This window comes from Tellurirhabdus bombi, from assembly GCF_021484805.1.
GTDB classification, from domain to species: Bacteria; Bacteroidota; Bacteroidia; order Cytophagales; family Spirosomataceae; genus Tellurirhabdus; species Tellurirhabdus bombi.
On sequence record NZ_CP090557.1, the window covers coordinates 2,121,652 to 2,141,706 of the forward strand.

A 20,055-nucleotide genomic window follows, 5' to 3' on the forward strand; every position below is an offset into this window, starting at 1 on the left:
GCACGATGCTATATAAGGACAAAATTAACTGCCTATTCCGAATTAACACGAGTTTATTGACTTTGACTTATGAAATTTTGGTTATGAGTTTTCTGAGAAAAATAAAATTTGGGATATTAACGTAAAAATTCCCGTTTATTTTCGCTTTGCTGATCCTTACTTTCTGTGACAGTTTTTAGGCAATAAGTTGCTTACTAATAGAAAGATAGGTCTGTAAGCGGCATACTGTAATTACTAAAGATCTCGGTTTAACTAAACAATTTTTTTCAGCACATAATACAAGGGCGCTCCGCTGAAAAAAAGCCCCCAACCAATGGCTGCCGGAATCGGATCATTGATAATGACGTTCAGAGAAACGCCAATCAGAAAGAGCACGAAAAGCAGCGGTATCCACGGGTAAAGCCCGATTTTAAAGCCCGTATGCGTATCCTGTCCTTTCACGCGCTTCCGAAAGACAAACAAAGTGGCTGCTGCACTAGCCAGTGCAATGCTATCGACCGACATCACATAACTGACAATTTTTTCGAAAGCTCCCAGAACCAGCAAAGACAGCAGCATAATCGCCACCAGGAAAGTCAGGGCAAATTCCTGCGTCTGCGTGCGTTCGTTGACGCGCTTGAAAATGGGCGGTAAAATGCCATCGTCGGCCATGGCGTAGTAGACGCGGGGCAGCGACAAAAGGCTGGCATTTAAATACCCCAAAACAGAAACAAAAATGGCAACCGAAGCCAGTCGAAAGCCCCACGTACCAAACATCGCCTGGGCCAGGTCAGCCGCAACGAGCTTGGAGCCCGTAAGTCCGGCAAAACCCAGTTGATGGTAATAAGCGTAATTCAGCAGCAGATACAAGGCCATGATCAGCAGCATGCCGCCAATGATACCGCGGGCCGTGTTGCGGGTTGGATTCTTAATATCGGCTCCGAAGTTAAGCGTCTGCTGGTAGCCGCCGTACGTATAAAAAACGGCAATGAGCGACGTTGCAAAGGCCAGCAGCGGCGAGTTCTGGCCGACGGCTGACGGTACACCAGCATCTCCCGAAGCGGAACTCATGAAAACGCCCAGGCATAAAATAGCCATCAGCACGATTTTAAGGCTACTGAGGATGTTCTGCGTGCGGGAGCCCGAACGGATGCCGAGGAGATTGATGACGTAAAACAGCAGTACCAGCGCGATGGCGGTGCCGTTAAGGCCCATCTGGTTGTGCAGGGCGTCGGGCAGGAGCGGATTGATGTATTCGGCGCCGATGAGTGCCACGCCCACGTTGCCCGCGCCGTAGGTCAGCACAATCACCCAGTTCAGCATGAAGGCAAAAACCGGGTGAAAGGCTGTGGAGATTAGTTTGTAAAAGCCCCCCGGAAAATGGTAACGCGCCCCGATTTCTGCAAAAGTCAGCGCCCCGCACAAACTCACAAGTCCGCCAACGATCCAGGCGGCAAAGAAAAGAGTGGGGGTACCTGCCGATTGGGCAACGATAGCCGGTGTTCGAAAAATGCCAACCCCAATAACGAGGCTGACTACAATCATAATGAGGTCGAAAACAGAGAGCTTAGGTTGAATCATCCAGTGAGTGAGCTATTTTTGGCGCGTGCGTTTGGCCTGGGCTTTTTCCTGTTCTTCGCGTTCGTATTCCTCGCGGCGGCGTTTTTCGGCTGACAGGTTCCGGTACAGGCCATTCAGGACATAAATATCATCTACTTCGTCAATTAATCGGTGCAGTTCTTCGCGGACTTCAGTAATGTTCATAAAAGTTGTTGGTTAATGGAAAAAGAAATACCCCAGCGCGATGCCAGCCAGCACGCCGATGAAGTCGGCAGTGAGTCCGGCCACGATGGCATAGCGGGTTTTCTTAATACCTACTGAACCAAAATACAACGCAACAATGTAAAATGTTGTATCGGCTGCCCCCTGAAAAATACACGATAAGCGCCCTACGAACGAATCCGGGCCAAATTCCTTCATGGCGTCGATCATCAGCGCCCGTGACGCGCTTCCGCTCAGGGGGCGCATCAGCGCCACGGGCAAAGCATCGGTAAAATCTGTATTAACGCCCATCAAACCAATCAGGTATTTCATGCCATCGACCACGTAGGCCATAGCACCCGAATTTCGCAACGCGCTGATGGCTACCAGCATCCCGACCAAGTACGGAATAATTCGGACGGAAGTTTCAAAGCCACCTTTCGCGCCTTCGATAAAGGCATCGAAAATATCCACTTTCTTGCGCAGTGCGCCAAGCAGGAACGCGACGATAATGACGAACAAGGTGACGTTCCCCACCACTTTGGACACCTGCTCAATCTCTTCCTTAGGCAGCGACGACAGATACCACAACGCCAGCACCAGAAACGTCGTGATGCCGCCCAACCAGCCCATTACCAGTCCGTTAAACAGATTGATTCGCTGCTTTAGCGCAACAATGAACATGCTGCAAACCGTGGCTACGTAAGTTCCGATGAGGCAGGGAATAAAAATATCGGAGGGGTCTTTGGCTCCTAAAATCGCCCGTTGCGCCATAATACCCAAAGGAATAATCGTCAGGCCGGACGTATGCAACACCAGAAACATAATCTGGGCGTTGGAAGCGGTGTCTTTCTGCGGGTTCAGCTCCTGTAAACTTTGCATTGCTTTCAGACCAAAGGGTGTGGCCGCGTTGTCGAGACCGAGCATGTTGGCCGAAAAATTCATGATCATCTGCCCATTGGCCGGATGGTTTTTCGGTACTTCGGGAAACAATTTGTTGAAAAAGGGGCCGATGATGCGCGCCAGAAAGTTGATGGCTCCCGCTTTTTCGCCAATATTAAGCAGGCCTAGAAAGAAGGTCATCACGCCCGCCAGTGGCAAGGCAATGTCCATTACCGCAACTTTCGACGAATCAAAAAGGCCCTCAACAATGGTCTTGAAAATTTCCGTATCACCCAGAAAAATTAACTTAAAAAGCGCAATCAGGAAGGCAACCAGGAAAAAACCTACCCAGATATAATTAAGAGCCATGTTACGGTTGTGTAGTTTTACTCCAATATTCAGCATTCCACCTTCAATATTCAACAAGCATGCTTCATATTCGTCGTATTTCTTTACTTTTTACCTTACTTTTTCCTCTTTATAGCCTTGCTCAGACAAAGACAGAAAAGGCAATGATTCGGCAAGGATTGCTTGATATTCAGAAAGTTGAACCGAGTATTTTGGTTGACTTGAAGTATTCGACAACGGATAATTTTTTGGGCAAAGATATTTACGGAGATTTAAACCGAGCTTACCTGCAACCCGCAGCCGCTAAAAAATTAGCCAAGGCCAGTAGCTACCTGAAAAAAGTAAAGCCTACGTACCGCTTGCTGGTCTACGACGCGGCCCGGTCAAAGGCGGCTCAGGTCAATTTATGGAACTCCTTGAAACTGCCCGAAGGTATCCGGCAGAAATACGTGGCACCGCCGCGTCTTGGCTCCATTCACAGTTACGGTTGCGCCGTCGATCTGACCATTGCCGCGCTGGACGGCAAAAGTGGACAGTACAAACCGCTGGATATGGGCACCAAGTTTGATTATTTCGGTGATCTGGCTTACCCCGAAAAAGAAGAGGCTTTACTAAAAGCCGGGAAACTGACTAAAAAGCAGGTCGAGAACCGGCGCTTGTTGCGCTCTGTCATGGCTCAGGCGGGTTTTTCGTCCATCAAAACGGAGTGGTGGCACTTCAACGCGCTGTCGAGAAGCCAGGCGAAGGCCACCTACAAAATTGTTGAATAGACAAAAAGCGTTAAATTAATAAACTTCCATTTCCGGCTCAACATCCCGTGCCCAGGCGTGAATCCCGCCTTCCAGACTCATTAGGTTGGAGCGCCCGTACTCTTTTTGTAGGTAATCAACGATGTATTGGCTGCGAATGCCGTGGTGGCAATAAACCACAACCGGTTTGTCCGTAGGAATGCGTTTGATGTTGTTGTTGATGATATTCACCGGAATCAAAACGGCATTTTCGAGGTGACAGATGTTGTACTCGGGGCGTTCGCGCACGTCGAGCAGAAAGATGTCTTCGCCATTAGCCAGTCGGTCGGCCAGTTCCGTGACGGTCATGTTCCGGCGGGCGGGGGTAATGGGGTTTGTGCGGGCACCATCGGCCCAGCCTTGCTGAGCTGCTGCTTCGGCATCGAGTCGCCGCCGAACCCGAATTTTCTGAAAACTCATCGCCAGCAAATCAACCATCAGCAGTTCTTCGGTCAGCGCCTGCCCGATACCGGTAATCAGTTTGATGACTTCACTAGCCTGGTAGGTACCAATCACGCCTGGAAGAACGCCCAAAACGCCCGTTTCGGCGCAATTTGGAATTTCCATCTGGTTCGGAAATTCAGGGAAAAGGCAGCGGTAGGTGGGGCCTCGCCGAACTTCTGTTGTATGCTCACTGTCTGCCAAAGGAGCATTTAACACAGCCACCTGCCCCTCAAAACGGTGGATAGCGCCATAAACAAATGGTTTTTCCTGCATCACGCACACGTCATTTACCAGATAACGAACCGTGAAATTATCGGTACAATCGACAATAATGTCGTATTCGGCGGTAAGCGTCAGGGCGTTAGAGCGGTCGAGGGCGTAGGCGTACGATTTTAACTGAATTTCCGGATTTAGTTTCCGCAAATGATTGGCGGCCATTACCGCTTTAGGCTGGCCCACCTGCTCGGTCGTGTACAAAACCTGTCGCTGTAAATTGCTGATATCAACCGTATCGGAGTCGATGATGCCAATGGTGCCAACGCCCGCCGCGGCCAGATACATCAACACGGGGCAGCCTAGGCCTCCGGCTCCAACTACTAAGACACGCGCTCGTTTCAATTTAAGTTGTCCTTCCACACCGATTTCCGGGAGGTTGATATGCTTTTGGTAACGGGCGGTTTCAGCAGGCAGTAACATAGTATTTGAGGAAAGGGAATACGTTTACAACACTTATTTTACAACGAAGATTTAACATATTAAGCATATGAGGGCTAAATATTTATTTAACGAACCAATTACAGGATTCGGGTAACATCTGTTACAAGGAAGGATGCAATCCAACAATTTGGCGTTCAAGCGTACACGAAAAAATGACTGGGTGACAGGCTTAAAGAAAGGACAAATTACCCTGTAATGAGGAACTTACAGAGCGTAATTAACCCTCAAAGAAAATCGAAAAAGAAAGAAGAATTACTGCGTGCGTTAAGCGGCAGGGACAGCAACTGTTTGTTGGCGGAGGAGCGCCTCTGTTGGTGAGCTATTAGTCTGAGATATTCCAGCGACGCACCCAAGGCACGCCGCTGGAAATCAATCTATTTAACGGCAATCTTTAGCTCATTCAGTTGGGCTTGGGCAATGGTCGATGGAGAATCGATCATCACGTCGCGGCCCGAATTATTTTTAGGGAACGCAATGAAATCGCGGATGGAGTCGGCACCACCAAAGATTGAGCAAAGGCGGTCGAAACCGAACGCAATTCCACCGTGTGGCGGCGCTCCGTACTCAAACGCATCCAGCAAGAAGCCAAATTGCGCTTTCGCCTCTTCCGGTGAAAAGCCCAATACACCGAACATTTTCGCTTGTAGGTCGCGCTGGAAAATCCGAATCGAGCCACCGCCCACTTCGGTTCCGTTGATAACCATGTCGTACGCATTGGCCCGAACGGCACCGGGATCGGTGTCAAGCAGCGCAATATCTTCCTGCTTGGGCGATGTAAACGGGTGGTGCATCGCAAACCAGCGGCCTTGCTCGGGCTGGCCTTCTTCCTCACCCCATTCGAGAAGCGGGAAATCCAACACCCAAAGCACATTGTACTGATTAGGATCACGGAGTTTCAGGCGAGAACCCATCTCCAGGCGCAGTTCGCTGAGTTGCTTACGGGCCTTGTTGGCTTCACCCGATAAAATCAGCACCAGGTCGCCCGGTTCCGTTCCGAACCGTACAGACCACTGTTTCAGGTCTTCTTCGCTGTAAAATTTATCGACGGAGGATTTCAGCGTGCCGTCAGCATTATGCCGGAAATAAATCAGCCCTTTCGCGCCAATCTGCGGCCGTTTTACCCAATCCGTCAGTTCATCAATTTGTTTCCGCGTATACTCGGCGCAGCCTTTCGCGTTGATACCAACGACTAATTCGGCGTTGTCAAATACGGCGAAATTTTTCCCCGATGTCAGGTCAACCGTATCGAAAAGTCCTTTCAGCTCAACGAACTTCATGCCAAAGCGCGTATCGGGCTTATCGGAGCCGTACAGCGACATGGCTTCGGCATAAGTCATGCGGGGAACTTCGCCCAGGTCGATATTTTTTACCGTCTTGAACAGGTGTTTCACCAGGCCTTCGAACATTTGCAGAATATCCTCCTGCTCAATAAACGACATCTCGCAGTCGATCTGCGTAAATTCAGGTTGGCGGTCGGCGCGTAGATCTTCGTCGCGGAAGCACTTCACAATCTGGTAATACCGGTCGAAACCCGAAACCATCAAAAGCTGCTTGAACGTCTGTGGTGATTGCGGCAAGGCGTAGAACTCGCCCGGATTCATGCGGCTTGGTACAACAAAATCCCGCGCTCCTTCCGGCGTCGATTTGATCAGCACAGGCGTTTCTACCTCAATAAATTCCTGGCCGTCCATGTAAATCCGCGTTTGCTGGGCCACTTTGTGGCGCAACTCCAGATTACGGCGTACGGAACCCCGACGCAAATCCAGGTAGCGGTATTTCATGCGTAAATCATCGCCGCCATCCGTCTCATCTTCAATCAGGAAAGGGGGTAATTTAGCCGGATTCAGTACGTCCAGTCCCGCCAGTTTGATTTCGATATCGCCCGTTGGCAGGTTGGGGTTTTTAGACTTCCGTTCTATGACTTCGCCGCTTGCTTTCACGACGAACTCCCGGCCCAGGATGCGGGCTTGTTCGAGAATGGCAGGAGCGGTTTGGCCTTCTTCCAGAATCAACTGCGTGATGCCATAACGGTCGCGCAAATCAATCCAGATCATGCCGCCTTTGTCGCGGATCCGTTGCACCCAGCCGCAAAGAGCGACTTGTGTGCCAACGTGTTCCATGCGGAGTTCACCGCAGGTATGAGTTCGTAGCATACGAATAATTCTTAGTCAAAAGAGGGGCAAAATTAATGATTTCTGAACGGTATTAGACTTCGTTTTTACGGATTAATGTGATTACCGGCGATTTTCTTTGGCATTTGGCCTAGAATAGCGCCTTCAGGTGTGGGGTAAGCCGATTTCTGAATAAAGCGCCCAATAAGCTCGGGCGGCTTCTTCCCAACTGAACTGGGCGGCGCGTTGCCGAAGCCGGGCGGCCCGGAAAGGGTTGGCCGCAAAGTCGCTCAAACCGTCGTAAATGGTTTCGGCCATGTCTTCGGGTTCGAACGAATTGAAATAATAAGCGTCTTTGCCCCCAATTTCGGGCAGGCTGGTCAAGCGGGAAAGAAAGACCGGTTTCCCAAAATGCATGGCTTCCACAACCGGGAGGCCAAAGCCCTCGGACAAGGAAGGAAACAGCAAGGCCCCGCACTGCTGGTAGAGCCATTGTTTGGTCGCCTCGCTCACCGCACCGGGCATTTCCAACCGCTCCGAAAGATCTAATTGACTAGCCTGGTCGCGGAGGTGAGCCGCATACGGATGCTGATCTACCCCGGCCAGAACTAGTTTCCAATCCGGGAATGCTTCCAGTAAAGGCAAGAGGGTATGGAGGTTTTTTTTAGGATGAATCGCCCCCACAAACAGAAAGAACGGCCCTTCCGCAAGGGCTGCTGTCAGAGACGACTCAGGCGGTTCGGTGCTGGTTATCAATGGCGTTCCGTTATAAATTACCCTGAGTGGTACATCGGGCAACGTAAATTGCTGGCGAACTACCGATGCCGTATACTCGGAAATAGTGGTAAGGGCAGCCGCTTGGGAAATTTTCTGTTGTAAAAAGGCCAGCCTTTGTGCTTTCCTGGCTTCGTCGTAATCCGGTCGCTCTAAAAAATTGAGGTCATGAATCGTCAGAATGAGCTTGCTCTTATCGTTCTGTCCACTGTGGGGAAGGTAGACCGAATCCTGGTGAGTACAGTGCCACACGTCGAAGTGGTTGGGCTTCCATAGCCGACGCCACCAGCCCGCCTGTTGATAGGAAACGCCCTGACCAAAAGCCTCTGTGTGCCCGGCTGGAACGAGAAAGGTCAGGCCAGCGCCGGGGGGCTGCTGCCGAACAAGTTCTTGCCCAAGCAGTTGACAGAATTGCCCAAGCCCACTATGAGGGTCGCGCAAGCGTTCTGTATCGATAAAGATGTTCATAGACGCCATTCGAGATAAGGATGCGGAAAAAAAACCACACTATTAAGAATGAAAAGCAACAGCCCGCCAACAATGTGCGACTAGAAGCGTCATTTTTTCCTCAAAATAATGATAGACCAAAATTGCAGAAAAATTCGCTCTTCAGGCTGTTTACGGCCTTTTTGTCACCATAATATACTTTTTTTTACGCTAAAAGAGCCAACTTGTCAGGTGTAGCAACCTCTTGGCCAGTTAGGTACACTATTTGTTTAATAATAGTTATACAACCAACGTATTACTCCTATGAAAGCTATTGAGAACACATTGCAGGGTACGGGAGGGCAGATCGATTTGCTGAACACGCTATATGGAGGCTCTAGCATGACCCGCATGGAAACGGAACAGGAAGAAGACCGATTGGTAATCACATTGTCGGCTCCAGGAGTGAGTGCGGAGGCGTTTAATGTCTTGATCGATGGGACTAAATTAGTATTATATACATTGCTGCAACAGCGGCTTGCTGAAGATAACCAGGCGCTAGCGGTGCCTATGTTTTTACGCGTTCTGGACATCCCAACGTTTGTGGAGACCGAACAAATAGAAGCTGTTCAGGAAGCTGGCCGGATTCGGATTCATTTACCGTTCAAAAGTGGAGAAAATATCCGCCGGCGGATCGAGATACAGAAGTGGTTTTAAAGATAACAGTGGATGTGGCGTGAGGTAGAGGGCTTGGAGATTTCTTCAAGCTCTTTTTTTATTGTACTCTTTGTCTGTTAATTCGTTTAGTTTAGCGTATTTGACGACGGGATACAAGGCGGAGAACAAAGCCCAGACAAAGCCGGGATACCCGTTCAGGAAATTCTGTTTCAGGAAATATTCCTTCAGGAAAGTTAGCGGAAAACGCAGGATGACTTTGGCTGTACTTTTCTTTTTCTTACGCTCAAAAAGTTCGTTTGCGGCGGCGCTGGTGTAGGCGTTGAATTTATCAAAATAGTCGTGTAAACTCCCGTAGCTATCGTGCAACAAATGATTCTTCAGTCGCCGAACGGAGCCTTCCAGCACAATTTTTTCGTGAACCGGGGCGGTGTTGTAAGTACCATGTCGCTTGTCGAAAAGCCTTAAAATCGGGCTTCGGGCTTCGCCGCCGTATCGCATGAGCTGACCCAAAAAAACCAGCGAACGCGGAATTTCAAAGCCCTGGTAGGAAGCCTCTCCTGCCTCCACGAGCGCTACCTGCTGAATAATTTCTTGCTTTAAAGCATCGGGTACAATTTCGTCGGCATCCAGCGCAAGTACCCAGTGGTTGCGTGCCTGGGCCACGGCGTATTGCTTCTGGGGTCCGAAGCCATCGAAGGACCGATGCAGAATACGGCAGCCGTATTTTTGTGCAATTTCCAACGTGTCGTCTTTACTCCCCGAATCCACCACAACAATCTCATCGCACCAATGCAGGGCGCTCAACACCTCGGCCAGCAAACGGGCCGCATTAAAGGTGATCAGAACTGCGCTAATCGCAGGAACAGGATGGGTTGCCATGCCGCAAATCTACGCGCTATCCCGAATATTACGATTGCATCTTTATTTCCGCAGCCAATAATAAATAGAGAAAGAATTGAAACGGTTGGTAAGAAGAGCCATATATAGGTATAAAAATCTGATAATCAAAGATTAATCTGAATCTGGTATTATTCGAAGAATCTTGTTTCTGTGGATTATTTCAACCGGTTGATTTCGTTTGACTTATCTTTTGTCAAGCTAAAAACAGGATTGTTTTTGGCTTGATCAGAAGGGATTCAATGCTATATTTGTTAGCTGCCAAGGGCGTAAAAGCTTGTTACGAATCCTTATTTACTAACATAATACAACGTACATATATGCATCAAAACGACCTGAACGAGCCGCTGCTGATTGAAGATCCGCTACGGTTTGTGCTATTCCCGATCAAGCACCACGATATCTGGGAGATGTACAAAAAACACGAGGCGTCGTTCTGGACTGCCGAAGAGATTGATTTGTCACAGGATCAAAAAGACTGGGATGGTCTCACGGATGGCGAGCGGCATTTTGTTTCGCACGTTCTGGCCTTTTTTGCGGCCTCTGATGGAATTGTGAACGAAAACCTGGCGGTGAATTTCATCTCGCAGGTTCAATACGCCGAGGCGAAGTGTTTTTATGGTTTCCAGATTATGATGGAAAACATTCACTCCGAAACCTATTCGCTGCTGATCGATACGTACATCAAAAATCCGGTGGAAAAAGATCGGATGCTGCGGGCTATTGATACCATCGAATGTGTTCAGAAAAAGGCTGACTGGGCCTTGCGCTGGATCACAAACGGTAGCTTTGTGGAGCGTCTGCTCGCTTTTGCCGTGGTGGAAGGTATTTTCTTCTCCGGTTCTTTCTGCTCAATATTCTGGCTGAAAAAGCGCGGTCTGATGCCTGGATTATCGTTTTCTAACGAGCTGATTTCGCGCGATGAAGGCCTGCACCGCGATTTTGCCTGTTTGTTGTATACGGACCACATCCAGAACAAACTGCCTGAGCAAGATGTCTATGACCTGATCAAAGATGCTGTTGCCATTGAGCAGGAGTTCGTGACGGATGCCTTGCCGGTATCGCTCATTGGAATGAACGCTGATCTGATGAACCAATACATTGAGTTTGTGGCCGATCACTTGCTGGTTTCGTTAGGCTTACAGAAAGTTTACAACGCAAGCAATCCGTTCGACTTCATGGACATGATTTCGCTACAGGGAAAAACCAACTTCTTCGAGAAGCGGGTTGGTGAATACCAGAAAGCGGGCGTAATGGCTGGCGTTAAGGAAAAAGAATCATCGAAAATTTCGTTCGACGCTGATTTCTAAGCGATAAGCACGAACAGAACGCTCCTTGTTTCAGCGTTCTGCTTCCCCTATTAATTTCCAGACCAAATCTGGCTCGTAGCCTTTTCCAATGGCATAACGAGCCAGTTTTTGTTTTATAACCAGCGGGTTGCTGTCAGTAAGGCTACGTTTCTTTTTTTCGAGCAGGTCGGCGAGGCGCTGCTGGTAGGTGTCGGGTTCAATTTCGTTCATCGCCTGGTCCAGGTTGTAACCCGTAATCCCCCGTTGTTTGAGGTGCTGGCGGATTTTATGCTTTCCCCAGCTTTTGACGCGGAACTTACTGCCCGCAAAAGTCTTGGCAAAACGCTCTTCATTCAGGTAATTCTGTTCAATCAGTTCGACAATAACCAGTTCTGCATCGTCGCCGTAAATATCCCAGTCGTTGAGGCGTTCCCGCACTTCCTGTTGGGTGCGCTCCTGGTAGGCGCAAAACGAAGCAGCCTTGATCAAAGCATCTTTAAGTCGGTCAATCATGGAATAAAAATAGGCAGATTTCAGGGTTTAGAAAACTGTTTTGTTTCCTTTAGACTGAAATCTGCCTTTGGTTAATAACGGTATTTAATTACCGTTTCGAATGTAAATTTCGGCTCCGCCCCGCTGTTCGATAATCATCGGGACGCCGCCATTAGTAAGGGCATAACTATCCTGGCGAATGGTATTCTCCACACCCTGCTGGATGATGGTCAACTGCGCATTGTTTGTCTGAATATTAGGCAGCGAAATCAGGTTTTGCTCCCCGCTCTGAATCAGATTGTAAGCGTTGTTATCACCGGTTAAATCCAACTCAACTCCATTGTAATCTCCCGAAAGCAGAAGAACAACCTGGTTGTTGGAACCGGCTACGCGCGTGTTCACCTCGTTCGTGTTCTGTTGCTGGGAATTATAGTTGCCGATGGCGTCGGTTTGCAGCGAAGGCAGCGCCCCGATTACCGTTAACTGATAAATATACGAGTCAACCTGAGCCTGCGTTCTAGGCATGGTGTTCTGCCAGAAAGCATCGGGTGGCGTCTGGGCCTGAAGGCGACCAAAGCCCCAAAAAATGCCCATCAAAAGGAGTAAGCAGCTCATCTTTTTCATGACTTATCAATTGATGTTCTGCTACTTAAACAAGAAAAAGAAGACTTTAGTTAGCCGTTTAGGCTACTTTTTGCCGTAGGCCTTCTCTCCCGCCAGAATGGGCGTTTTCAGGTGGTTCTCCTGCGGCGGAATGGGGCAGGAGTAGCCCTCGTCGTAGGCGCAGTACGGATTATAAGCCTTGTTGAAATCGATGATCAGTTTCCCATCCTGAATGGCCCCCAACCGTAAATCCAGATAGCGACCACCGCCGTAAGTCTGGCTTCCGTTGGTTTGGTCCTTGAACGGAATAAACACGTAGTCGCGGTATTGCGGCAATTGAGCCAGGCGTAGGCTGCGGTAAAGGGTTAGCTTTTGCGGCTGACCAGCCAGTGTGAATGTTAGCACGGCGTAGCTCACATACGGTTGCTTTTTCCCGTCGTAGGTGAGCATATCGAAAGGTTCGGCTTGCGTGGTTCGCTGAACGGTGGCCGTAACGCGGTAGCTCGAGTCGGGTTCAAAGAAACGCAGGGCGGCCACCGCCTTTTTGGTTTTAAGCGGACTTTTGGGGTCTTTCAGAAACTCGGCTTTGTAGTCGGCCCGATGGCGTTCGATGTCTTTCGCGTAGGACGTTTGACCGAAGCTGGTAGTGCTTAGCCCCATGCAAAGCAGAAAAAACAGACGCGGGAAAAGCATACGTTGTTATCAGGTTTTGGAAAGTCTGGTTCGAATATCCGCTATTTTTTCGTCATACGAAGCCCCCACTGGAATTTTATGCCCCGCCACCGTGATTTCCTGGCGTCCTATTTTATCAATTTTATGCAAGGCAATGATGTAGGAACGGTGGATGCGCACAAACTGAACCTCAGGCAGAACGAGCAGAATATCACTCATCGTCTGGCGACTTACCAATTTGCGGTCCTTCAACATAAAAGTCAGGTAATTGCCGTCGGCCTCAATGTATAAAATGGAATTTAGCGGAATGAGTTCTTCTTCGTAGCCCGTTTTGATCAGAATGGATTTGTCGGCTTCTTTACTGCGTAAGGTTTTAACTTCCAAGGCTTTGTTGCAGGATTTTAAGAAGCGGGCCAACGAAAAAGGCTTTAATAAATAATCGATGGCATCCAGCTCAAAGCCCTGAACTGCGTAATCTGAATAGGCCGTGGTGAAAATGACCATCGGGACTTTTTGTAGGCAGTTGACAAACTCGATGCCGGAAATATCGGGCATTTTGATGTCCAGAAAAATAAGGTCAATCTGGTTTTTCTGCAAATACGGCAGGGCTTCAAACGCGTCCGTGAAGCGGGCTTTCAGGTCGAGAAAGGAGACTTTGGCCGCGTGGAGCTGCACCACGTCTAACGCTTGCGGTTCATCGTCAATAGCAATGGCTGTCAGCATCTATGGTCTGCTTTAATAGTCGTCTCTGCGTTACTCAATAAGTTAGTGTCAGTGCGATGAAATAATCCTGCTCCGACTGTTGAATCGCCAGCGTATGCCGGTTGGGATAGATCAGTTCCAGCCGCTTTCGGACGTTCTCCAAGCCAACACCCGACTGGGCTACTTCGGGGTCGTTGGCTAATTTGGCATGTTGCGAATTATGCACCTTAAAGTAAATCGTTTGGCGATCCATTGTCAATGTAATGAAGATCCAGGACGGTTTCCGAAGGCTGATTCCGTGCTTAAACGCATTTTCGACGAACGGCGTGAGCATCATTGGCGCAATGCTGATAGATGCATCTGGCTCCTGAAGGTTCACCCGAATTTCAATGCCGTGCGACTCGTCCAGCCGCATCCGCTGAATCTGAATGTAGTTCTGTAAGTACTCAATTTCTTTGGTCAGGGGGATGCGGTCCCGGTTATTTTCCTGCAACATAAACCGCATCATATCACCTAACTTCTGAATACCGTCGGCAGTCTGTTCGCTACCTTCTTTGAGGGCGGTGGCGTATAAACTGTTGAGCGCGTTAAACAGAAAATGCGGATTGATCTGGGAGCGCAGGCTATCGAGTTCGGCAGATTTACTGGAAATCCGGGTTTCCAGAACCTTTTTTTCACTGCTTGATCGGGCGCGTAAGTAAGCAATGATGCCTGGTAAAAATAAGGTTATCAGAATAAAAAGAAAGATGAGGTGGTTTTGGCGGTAACTGAAATGCGTAAAAGCGCCCCAAACCAGCAAGTTTCCCAAAAGGCAAAGAGCCAGGTAAAGACCCAACCTTCCGATAAGAAACAAGTTTTGTGGGCCAGATAGATGGGGCAGCACTGCTTTGCGAAAGAAATGCTGGAGAATATAGATCTGGATGGCGAGTGAGCTAAAAAGAAGCAGGTCGCCAAAAGGAGGCTGCCAGATCGAGGTGTGGACAGGGCCCGCTACAGCAAAAACCAAAGCAAGAATGCCCGGAAAAAGAAAGGGAACGTAAGCGATGACGCCTACCAGACCCGTTTCAAATTTAGCGCGGAGGTAATAGAACGCCTGCGCCAACAGTTCGTAGGAAAAGATAAAAAGCCCCAGTCCGATAGCATCAGCTACCACGTTTCGCTTGCTGTACGAAGAGGTCATTTTCAGGCCAATAATTTCCCCGTAAGAGCCATATTTGTAATCAATATATCGAATGAAGTAATGGTAAATACCCGCACTGCTCAGCAGCAGCGTCAGGCACAAGCCGACGTACAACCAGCTACTCGGGTCGGGGTCTAGCTCGGTGATTTTTGGGAAGGCGATGTAGTGAAAAACATACCAGGCGACCAGGCATAAAAACACACCAGCAATAATGGGAAAGTTGTGATTGAGAAAATGATTGTACGAATCCAGGGCTTTCAGAATAACCCAGGTAGGACGCCCGGCCCGATTGTACAAGGCCATTTCAACCATATCATCCAGTCGCCAGGTAGACTGAAACAGCCGTCGGACGACATAAAGCACGGCTATACTAACTACAAAAATCAGTTCATACCGTCGGATCAGGACTAAATTCCGCATTGTCTTTTCAGTTTTTGACCAAAATTAGAATCTACGCCAGCCGATCGGGCAGAAATGGGCTGAATGCCTTGAAAAATGGGCTGAATGCCTTTCAAACAGGTATAATAGATAAAAAAAGTGATCCCATTAAATAATATGAGCACTGGTTAATTAACCTTTTAGCCGAAGTGCTGTTGTTTTAACAGTTGAACTATACATCCCAAACGTTATGAAAAAGATACCCCTTTTTTTGATGCTGGCATTCGGTTGCTGGACTTTCCAGGCCTGTAACAACACGGCCAAAAAAGAAGATAGTGCTGAAGTGGCCGAAGATGCCAATGAAGATAAAGCTGGCGTGGATGATGACGATTCCGAGTTTGCAATCACCGCTGCCAGTGGTGGCATGATGGAAGTAGAACTGGGCCGGATGGCGCAGGAAAAAGGGCAGAGCCAGCAGGTAAAAGATTTTGGTGCCATGATGGTGCAAGACCATTCGAAAGCCAATGACGAACTGAAAGCACTGGCCGCCGCCAAAAATATCACCCTGCCCGGTACGCTGAGCGACAAACACCAGAAGCACGTAGACGACCTGAGCAAACTGTCGGGAGCGGAATTTGACAAAGAATACGTCAAACTGATGGTGAACGACCATAAAGAAGACATCGATGAGTTCGAAGAAGCCGCCAAAGAAGATCAGGACGCCGATCTGAAAGCGTTCGCTGCTAAAACGCTACCGACCCTGAAGGCGCACCACGCTAAAATCAAGGCCATTCAGGATGCTATGTAATTAAAACCTGTTGGATATAAAAAAGGGATGCAGATTGCTCTGCATCCCTTTTTTGTGGGTAAAGATTCCGATGAGTATCAGGTTTCGTTAAATAATTTACCAATTTTGCCACTTAGCCCCGTCGTTAATTATCGCTCATTGACTTTTACTTAATCATGTACTTTATTAATCGCCTTAACCAGTATTGGGAAAAAACCATTCTGTCAGGCCCCTATTGGTTACTAAAAGCGGTTGCCGTAATCGTTCTAGTATCCATTTTTTTTAGCCTGGGCCAGGATCTCCGCCGGGTAGCTTATTTAAAAAATTTATTTGATCTGATTGCGGGTCACCCAAATCCACAGCTCTGTTGCTATTACTGGTCAGACATTGCCTATCAGGTTACGGATATGCTCATGCAGAAATTGACCGGTTGGGATACGGTGCATCAGGCAAACATGCGTTTTCGGCCTGTTTTGCCGATTCTCTGGGCTACGTTTAAATCTATTCCAGTTGTTTATGGCTTGCAGGTTGCTTTAGGGATCGCGCAGATATACATGGTATGCCAAATTGTATATGAATTAGTGGAAGATCGGGTGCAGGCGTTCTATTTCACGCTGGGTTTTGGCGGAATTTATACAGGCGTTGCTTTCTTTCTTGATTTCTACGGTTTTGGTGACGCACTGGCTTACGCTTTCATGACGGCTGCGCTTTATTTTCACCGTCCGTTGCTTATTTTTCTGGCCCTTTTTCTGGCTTGCTGGGTGGACGAACGTGCGTTAGTCAATGCTGCGTTCATCGTATTGTATCATTGGCTAGCTCCTTATAAAAATAAAGAAAAGCCGCTTGTCTTTCATTTTCGGCAAATAACGCCCCAGGCAATTGCGGTGCTGGTCGGAGGCGCGGCCTATCTGGCCATTCGAATTTACCTGACTTCTCGTTACCAGCTCAAAACGCCCTTCGGCGGCCCTTCGCTCTTTTTCCACGTTAAAGAGGGCATAAAAACCTTTGGCATACGGTTCTGGAGTGGCTTTGAAAGCTTCTGGCTGCTTGTTTTTGCTATGCTGGGTCTTCTTTACTACCGTCGGAATTACCTGTTGTTGAGCTTGGTAGGCGCTTTTGTCATGCTTACAACATTCACTATTCTTATGCAGGGCGATTTTACGCGGACCCAGGCATACGGTTTTCCTATTTTTTTTATTGCGATTGCCGTATTAAAGCAGGAACTTGAGCCCTCTGAACTTCGCGTTAGCTTATTAACCGTGGCGTTGATAGCCAGCGTATTTTCCCCTCTGATCTATTAGAATGGATATTTCTTACATCCTCAACGAGTTAGGTGAGGAACGCAGTCAGTACTTTGATGCCGTTGCGCCGCCCGTTATCCAGACGAGCAATTTTACCTTCCCGAACGTGGAGGCCATGCGCCAGAATCTGCAACGTGAATACGATGTTCCGTTTTATACGCGGGGCAACAATCCAACTGTACAAATCCTGCGGAAAAAACTGGCCGCGCTCGAAGGAGCCGAAGATGCGCTGGTGCTGGCTAGCGGCAGCGCCGCTATTTCGGCGGCTATCGTTGCCAACGTGGCCCAGGGCGACCACGTCGTATGCGTCGCAAAACCTTATAGCTGGACCACCCGTTTGCTGCAAAATCTTCTGTCTCGTTTCGGGGTAACAACCACCTTTGTAGACGGCACCGACGTGCGCAATTTCGAAGCCGCGCTGCAAGCCAACACCAAAATCATCTACCTCGAGTCTCCCAATACGTTTACGTTTGAGTTGCAGGACCTAGAGGCCGTAGCGAAGCTGGCGAAGTCGAAAGGCATTTTGACCATGATCGATAATAGCTACAGCACGCCGCTTTACCAGCAACCCATCCGGCTAGGTATCGACATCAGCATCCATTCGGCCTCGAAATACATTGGCGGGCACAGTGATGTAATCGCGGGCGTCATTTGTGGTACGGAGGAAATGATGCGCAAAATTTTCCATTCCGAGTACATGACGTTTGGCGGCATTATTGCGCCCATGAACGCCTGGCTGCTGCTGCGCGGCTTACGGACCCTGCCGATTCGGTTGGAGCAAAGCAGTCGCTCGGCGGCCAAAGTGGTTGAGTTTTTGGAAAATCACCCGGCTGTGGCGCAGGTGTACTATCCTTTCTCGACCAAACATCCGCAATACGATTTAGCCCGTCGGCAAATGTCGGGCTGCGGTGGACTCATGACGATTTCGCTGAAAACCGACCAGATTGCCGATGTTGATCAGTTCGCCAACGCCTTACGTCGCTTTTTGCTGGGTGTTTCCTGGGGAGGCCACGAGTCGCTGGTGTTTCCGTCCAGCGTAGGCTATTCGACGAGCCGACCGCCGGGCGATCCGGATCGGGACTTTAATTTCGTTCGGCTGTACGTTGGCCTGGAAGACCCAGAGGTATTAATCGCCGATCTAAACCAGGCGTTGGCGCACATCGCAACTAGTTAATAAAGCGTTACCGAGTGAGCAGAACCGTTCCTTTCTCCAACTGAAACGGATCGTCAGGCTTGCGCGAATCACGGAATTGCAGGATATACACGTACCGGTCGGGGAGGCACTGTTTGCGTTTATAGGTACCATCCCAGAGCTGGCGTGAGTCTGTCGTGTAGAAAATAACTTCGCCCCAACGGTTAAGAATCGTCAGGCGAATGTCGAGGAAATTGGCGTTTCGGATTTCGAAGAAGTCGTTTATTCCATCGCCGTTCGGCGTAAATATAGTAGGAATAAAAACCGAAGCCGGGGCGAAGCAGGTGTCTTTTACCGTAAAAACCTGGCTGGCCGTACACCCGTTTACGCCCGTAACACGGGCCTCGAAAGTACCCGGCTGTGTGACGACCACCTCCGCCGTCTGTTCGCCGGAGTGCGGCCAAAGATAGGTTAAACCCGATTCGCTGGAGCTTACTTTTAGACGAGACTGCTTGTCTGTCAGACAGTTTAGTGAATCGGGCTCCGGCTGAATTTTGGGCAGCGGTTTCACCGTAACCAATACACTATCCTGCGCCAGCTCGCCGCACTGGTTGCGGTATGTTACTTTAAAGAGCTGCGTCTGAGAAAGCTGGGTCGTCGGTATCCGGCTTTCGGGATCGGAGAGCAAATTGCGAGGGACCCAGCTATATGATAAATCAACGGATTCGGGTGCAATCAGCTGAACGGTTTCCTTGGGGCAGGCGGTTAGTTGGCGCCTGCCTACGGTATCGGCATGGGTCGGAAAGCAGACGCTCTGGTTGTTGGTAGCCCCGCCCGTAGACGCCGAAACGCCCCACCATACATTGGGGTTACCGCCAAAAATCTCGTTAACCAGATCAATGTTCACCGCCAGTTTTTCGCAGTCTATTTGTACCTCCAGGCGCTTCCGGGTGGCGTCCCACTGAATTTTAACGGTATGATTGCGCCCATCTTTCAGGGTGGCATCGGGCCGGGTAGCGCGGATAGGGCCTGCCAGGTTAAGCGGGGAAAGATGGTTGACATTTCCATCGCGCTGGATGGCCATGTGGTCGAACGAAGGGTCGGTGGGGTTAATATGAGTGTCAAACTCAATGCCCAACGAAGGCGAAATACCCGTAAAGCCAAAATACTCACCCGTTTGCGCCACCACGTTGGGACCTTTGTTCTGCAAGACAAAGGCAAAGCCATCGGCACCGTCAGCCACGCGCGTTCCAAAATTAACGGTGAACTGCCAGGTCATCGATTTCTGAAGATTAAGCTGCTGGCGACTCCAGACGGCGCCGCCCTGGTGGGTCTTGTCTTCCGTGAGCAAATAACAGCCTTCACCAGGTTGGGCCTGGGCGCTTCCGGCCAGATTATACTGAGCCCGAAGTCGAAGCGGCAGGGCAAGAAGAAATAGTAAAAAAGATAAGGGTAAAATATGCTTCATAGAAAAACCGGCGCTCACCTCTTAGAGTAACTAAAAGTATAAAGCTCGCCTAAACAAGTTACTTTGGAAAATAAAGAATGTGGAATAAATTTAGTTCTATTTAGTCTGATAAATAGCCTGATTTTCTGCAATTGTTACTAAAAACGAATCGACTTGTCTAAAAATAACAGGTCAATGCCTCATTCGCCAACATTGATTTCGTAAGCTTGCTAGTATTGGCGGTCCATTTGTTACTTTTGTTGTGCT

The 20,055-nt window shown here is 49.1% G+C and carries 19 protein-coding genes; 6 read left to right on the forward strand and 13 right to left on the reverse strand.

Annotation, left to right across the window (positions count from 1 at the left end):
- Window positions 1-252: 252 nt before the first annotated feature.
- Genes L0Y31_RS09085 through L0Y31_RS09095 form a run of 3 tightly spaced genes read right to left on the reverse strand, consistent with a single transcriptional unit; the run spans window position 253 to window position 2,991 of the window.
- Window positions 253-1,560 (reverse strand): APC family permease, encoded by a 1,308-nt coding sequence (locus L0Y31_RS09085; RefSeq protein ID WP_234736807.1) that lies wholly within the window; start codon window positions 1,558-1,560, stop codon window positions 253-255.
- A 12-nt stretch (window positions 1,561-1,572) separates the two neighbouring features.
- A complete protein-coding gene (locus L0Y31_RS09090; protein WP_234736808.1) occupies window positions 1,573-1,743 on the reverse strand; it encodes a hypothetical protein in 171 nt (56 codons plus the stop codon).
- A gap of 12 nt (window positions 1,744-1,755) precedes the next feature.
- Window positions 1,756-2,991: a nucleoside recognition domain-containing protein gene (locus L0Y31_RS09095; protein WP_234736809.1), complete on the reverse strand. Its 1,236-nt coding sequence runs from the start codon at window positions 2,989-2,991 to the stop codon at window positions 1,756-1,758.
- Between the two features lie 143 nt (window positions 2,992-3,134).
- On the opposite strand from L0Y31_RS09095, the gene L0Y31_RS09100 reads away from it, so the two are divergent.
- Window positions 3,135-3,740, forward strand: a complete 606-nt coding sequence (locus L0Y31_RS09100; protein WP_234736810.1) for a M15 family metallopeptidase — start codon at window positions 3,135-3,137, stop codon at window positions 3,738-3,740.
- A gap of 15 nt (window positions 3,741-3,755) precedes the next feature.
- Here the strand turns inward: L0Y31_RS09100 and moeB are convergent, their stop codons facing one another.
- The 3 genes from moeB to L0Y31_RS09115 form a co-directional block, all read right to left on the reverse strand.
- Window positions 3,756-4,898: a molybdopterin-synthase adenylyltransferase MoeB gene (moeB, locus tag L0Y31_RS09105; protein ID WP_234736811.1), complete on the reverse strand. Its 1,143-nt coding sequence runs from the start codon at window positions 4,896-4,898 to the stop codon at window positions 3,756-3,758.
- A 395-nt stretch (window positions 4,899-5,293) separates the two neighbouring features.
- Window positions 5,294-7,072: an aspartate--tRNA ligase gene (aspS, locus tag L0Y31_RS09110; RefSeq protein ID WP_234736812.1), complete on the reverse strand. Its 1,779-nt coding sequence runs from the start codon at window positions 7,070-7,072 to the stop codon at window positions 5,294-5,296.
- Between the two features lie 123 nt (window positions 7,073-7,195).
- Window positions 7,196-8,272, reverse strand: coding sequence for a glycosyltransferase family 4 protein (locus L0Y31_RS09115; RefSeq protein ID WP_234736813.1), 1,077 nt, complete (start codon window positions 8,270-8,272; stop codon window positions 7,196-7,198).
- Between the two features lie 282 nt (window positions 8,273-8,554).
- Here L0Y31_RS09115 and L0Y31_RS09120 point away from each other — a divergent pair, with 282 nt between their 5' ends.
- On the forward strand, window positions 8,555-8,947 hold the full coding sequence (locus tag L0Y31_RS09120) for an Hsp20 family protein (RefSeq protein WP_234736814.1): 393 nt from the start codon (window positions 8,555-8,557) through the stop codon (window positions 8,945-8,947).
- Window positions 8,948-8,992: 45 nt separating this feature from the next.
- Here the strand turns inward: L0Y31_RS09120 and L0Y31_RS09125 are convergent, their stop codons facing one another.
- Entirely contained in the window at window positions 8,993-9,787 is a 795-nt protein-coding gene (locus L0Y31_RS09125; RefSeq protein WP_234736815.1) for a glycosyltransferase family 2 protein, read from the reverse strand.
- A 338-nt stretch (window positions 9,788-10,125) separates the two neighbouring features.
- On the opposite strand from L0Y31_RS09125, the gene L0Y31_RS09130 reads away from it, so the two are divergent.
- Window positions 10,126-11,115, forward strand: coding sequence for a ribonucleoside-diphosphate reductase small subunit (locus tag L0Y31_RS09130; RefSeq protein ID WP_234736816.1), 990 nt, complete (start codon window positions 10,126-10,128; stop codon window positions 11,113-11,115).
- A gap of 30 nt (window positions 11,116-11,145) precedes the next feature.
- Here the strand turns inward: L0Y31_RS09130 and L0Y31_RS09135 are convergent, their stop codons facing one another.
- The 5 genes from L0Y31_RS09135 to L0Y31_RS09155 form a co-directional block, all read right to left on the reverse strand.
- A complete protein-coding gene (locus tag L0Y31_RS09135; protein ID WP_234736817.1) occupies window positions 11,146-11,607 on the reverse strand; it encodes a regulatory protein RecX in 462 nt (153 codons plus the stop codon).
- A gap of 84 nt (window positions 11,608-11,691) precedes the next feature.
- Window positions 11,692-12,201 (reverse strand): hypothetical protein, encoded by a 510-nt coding sequence (locus L0Y31_RS09140; protein WP_234736818.1) that lies wholly within the window; start codon window positions 12,199-12,201, stop codon window positions 11,692-11,694.
- A gap of 72 nt (window positions 12,202-12,273) precedes the next feature.
- Window positions 12,274-12,882 (reverse strand): DUF1684 domain-containing protein, encoded by a 609-nt coding sequence (locus L0Y31_RS09145; protein ID WP_234736819.1) that lies wholly within the window; start codon window positions 12,880-12,882, stop codon window positions 12,274-12,276.
- Between the two features lie 9 nt (window positions 12,883-12,891).
- Window positions 12,892-13,584, reverse strand: coding sequence for a LytR/AlgR family response regulator transcription factor (locus L0Y31_RS09150; RefSeq protein ID WP_234736820.1), 693 nt, complete (start codon window positions 13,582-13,584; stop codon window positions 12,892-12,894).
- Window positions 13,585-13,618: 34 nt separating this feature from the next.
- Window positions 13,619-15,163 carry a sensor histidine kinase gene (locus L0Y31_RS09155; RefSeq protein ID WP_234736821.1) on the reverse strand — a complete coding sequence of 515 codons (1,545 nt, stop codon included), beginning with the start codon at window positions 15,161-15,163 and terminating at the stop codon, window positions 13,619-13,621.
- 208 nt (window positions 15,164-15,371) lie between these two features.
- On the opposite strand from L0Y31_RS09155, the gene L0Y31_RS09160 reads away from it, so the two are divergent.
- The 3 genes from L0Y31_RS09160 (at window position 15,372) to L0Y31_RS09170 (ending at window position 18,383) form a co-directional block, all read left to right on the forward strand.
- Window positions 15,372-15,929, forward strand: coding sequence for a DUF4142 domain-containing protein (locus tag L0Y31_RS09160; protein WP_234736822.1), 558 nt, complete (start codon window positions 15,372-15,374; stop codon window positions 15,927-15,929).
- A 155-nt stretch (window positions 15,930-16,084) separates the two neighbouring features.
- Window positions 16,085-17,209, forward strand: coding sequence for a hypothetical protein (locus L0Y31_RS09165; protein WP_234736823.1), 1,125 nt, complete (start codon window positions 16,085-16,087; stop codon window positions 17,207-17,209).
- A gap of 1 nt (window position 17,210) precedes the next feature.
- Window positions 17,211-18,383 (forward strand): aminotransferase class I/II-fold pyridoxal phosphate-dependent enzyme, encoded by a 1,173-nt coding sequence (locus L0Y31_RS09170; protein ID WP_234736824.1) that lies wholly within the window; start codon window positions 17,211-17,213, stop codon window positions 18,381-18,383.
- 7 nt (window positions 18,384-18,390) lie between these two features.
- Here the strand turns inward: L0Y31_RS09170 and L0Y31_RS09175 are convergent, their stop codons facing one another.
- Window positions 18,391-19,809 (reverse strand): lectin-like domain-containing protein, encoded by a 1,419-nt coding sequence (locus L0Y31_RS09175; protein WP_234736825.1) that lies wholly within the window; start codon window positions 19,807-19,809, stop codon window positions 18,391-18,393.
- Between the last annotated feature and the right edge of the window lie 246 nt (window positions 19,810-20,055).

Excerpts from the sequence above, each read along its gene's own strand:
- L0Y31_RS09160 (WP_234736822.1), top strand. The coding sequence starts at position 15,372 with ATGAAAAAGATACCCCTTTTTTTGATGCTGGCATTCGGTTGCTGGACT.
- moeB (WP_234736811.1), bottom strand. The coding sequence starts at position 4,898 with ATGTTACTGCCTGCTGAAACCGCCCGTTACCAAAAGCATATCAACCTC.
- L0Y31_RS09170 (WP_234736824.1), top strand. The coding sequence starts at position 17,211 with ATGGATATTTCTTACATCCTCAACGAGTTAGGTGAGGAACGCAGTCAG.
- L0Y31_RS09145 (WP_234736819.1), bottom strand. The coding sequence starts at position 12,882 with ATGCTTTTCCCGCGTCTGTTTTTTCTGCTTTGCATGGGGCTAAGCACT.
- L0Y31_RS09115 (WP_234736813.1), bottom strand. The coding sequence starts at position 8,272 with ATGAACATCTTTATCGATACAGAACGCTTGCGCGACCCTCATAGTGGG.
- L0Y31_RS09155 (WP_234736821.1), bottom strand. The coding sequence starts at position 15,163 with ATGCGGAATTTAGTCCTGATCCGACGGTATGAACTGATTTTTGTAGTT.
- L0Y31_RS09140 (WP_234736818.1), bottom strand. The coding sequence starts at position 12,201 with ATGAGCTGCTTACTCCTTTTGATGGGCATTTTTTGGGGCTTTGGTCGC.
- aspS (WP_234736812.1), bottom strand. The coding sequence starts at position 7,072 with ATGCTACGAACTCATACCTGCGGTGAACTCCGCATGGAACACGTTGGC.
- L0Y31_RS09175 (WP_234736825.1), bottom strand. The coding sequence starts at position 19,809 with ATGAAGCATATTTTACCCTTATCTTTTTTACTATTTCTTCTTGCCCTG.
- L0Y31_RS09135 (WP_234736817.1), bottom strand. The coding sequence starts at position 11,607 with ATGATTGACCGACTTAAAGATGCTTTGATCAAGGCTGCTTCGTTTTGC.
- L0Y31_RS09150 (WP_234736820.1), bottom strand. The coding sequence starts at position 13,584 with ATGCTGACAGCCATTGCTATTGACGATGAACCGCAAGCGTTAGACGTG.
- L0Y31_RS09120 (WP_234736814.1), top strand. The coding sequence starts at position 8,555 with ATGAAAGCTATTGAGAACACATTGCAGGGTACGGGAGGGCAGATCGAT.
- L0Y31_RS09130 (WP_234736816.1), top strand. The coding sequence starts at position 10,126 with ATGCATCAAAACGACCTGAACGAGCCGCTGCTGATTGAAGATCCGCTA.
- L0Y31_RS09165 (WP_234736823.1), top strand. The coding sequence starts at position 16,085 with ATGTACTTTATTAATCGCCTTAACCAGTATTGGGAAAAAACCATTCTG.
- L0Y31_RS09100 (WP_234736810.1), top strand. The coding sequence starts at position 3,135 with ATGATTCGGCAAGGATTGCTTGATATTCAGAAAGTTGAACCGAGTATT.
- L0Y31_RS09095 (WP_234736809.1), bottom strand. The coding sequence starts at position 2,991 with ATGGCTCTTAATTATATCTGGGTAGGTTTTTTCCTGGTTGCCTTCCTG.
- L0Y31_RS09090 (WP_234736808.1), bottom strand. The coding sequence starts at position 1,743 with ATGAACATTACTGAAGTCCGCGAAGAACTGCACCGATTAATTGACGAA.
- L0Y31_RS09125 (WP_234736815.1), bottom strand. The coding sequence starts at position 9,787 with ATGGCAACCCATCCTGTTCCTGCGATTAGCGCAGTTCTGATCACCTTT.
- L0Y31_RS09085 (WP_234736807.1), bottom strand. The coding sequence starts at position 1,560 with ATGATTCAACCTAAGCTCTCTGTTTTCGACCTCATTATGATTGTAGTC.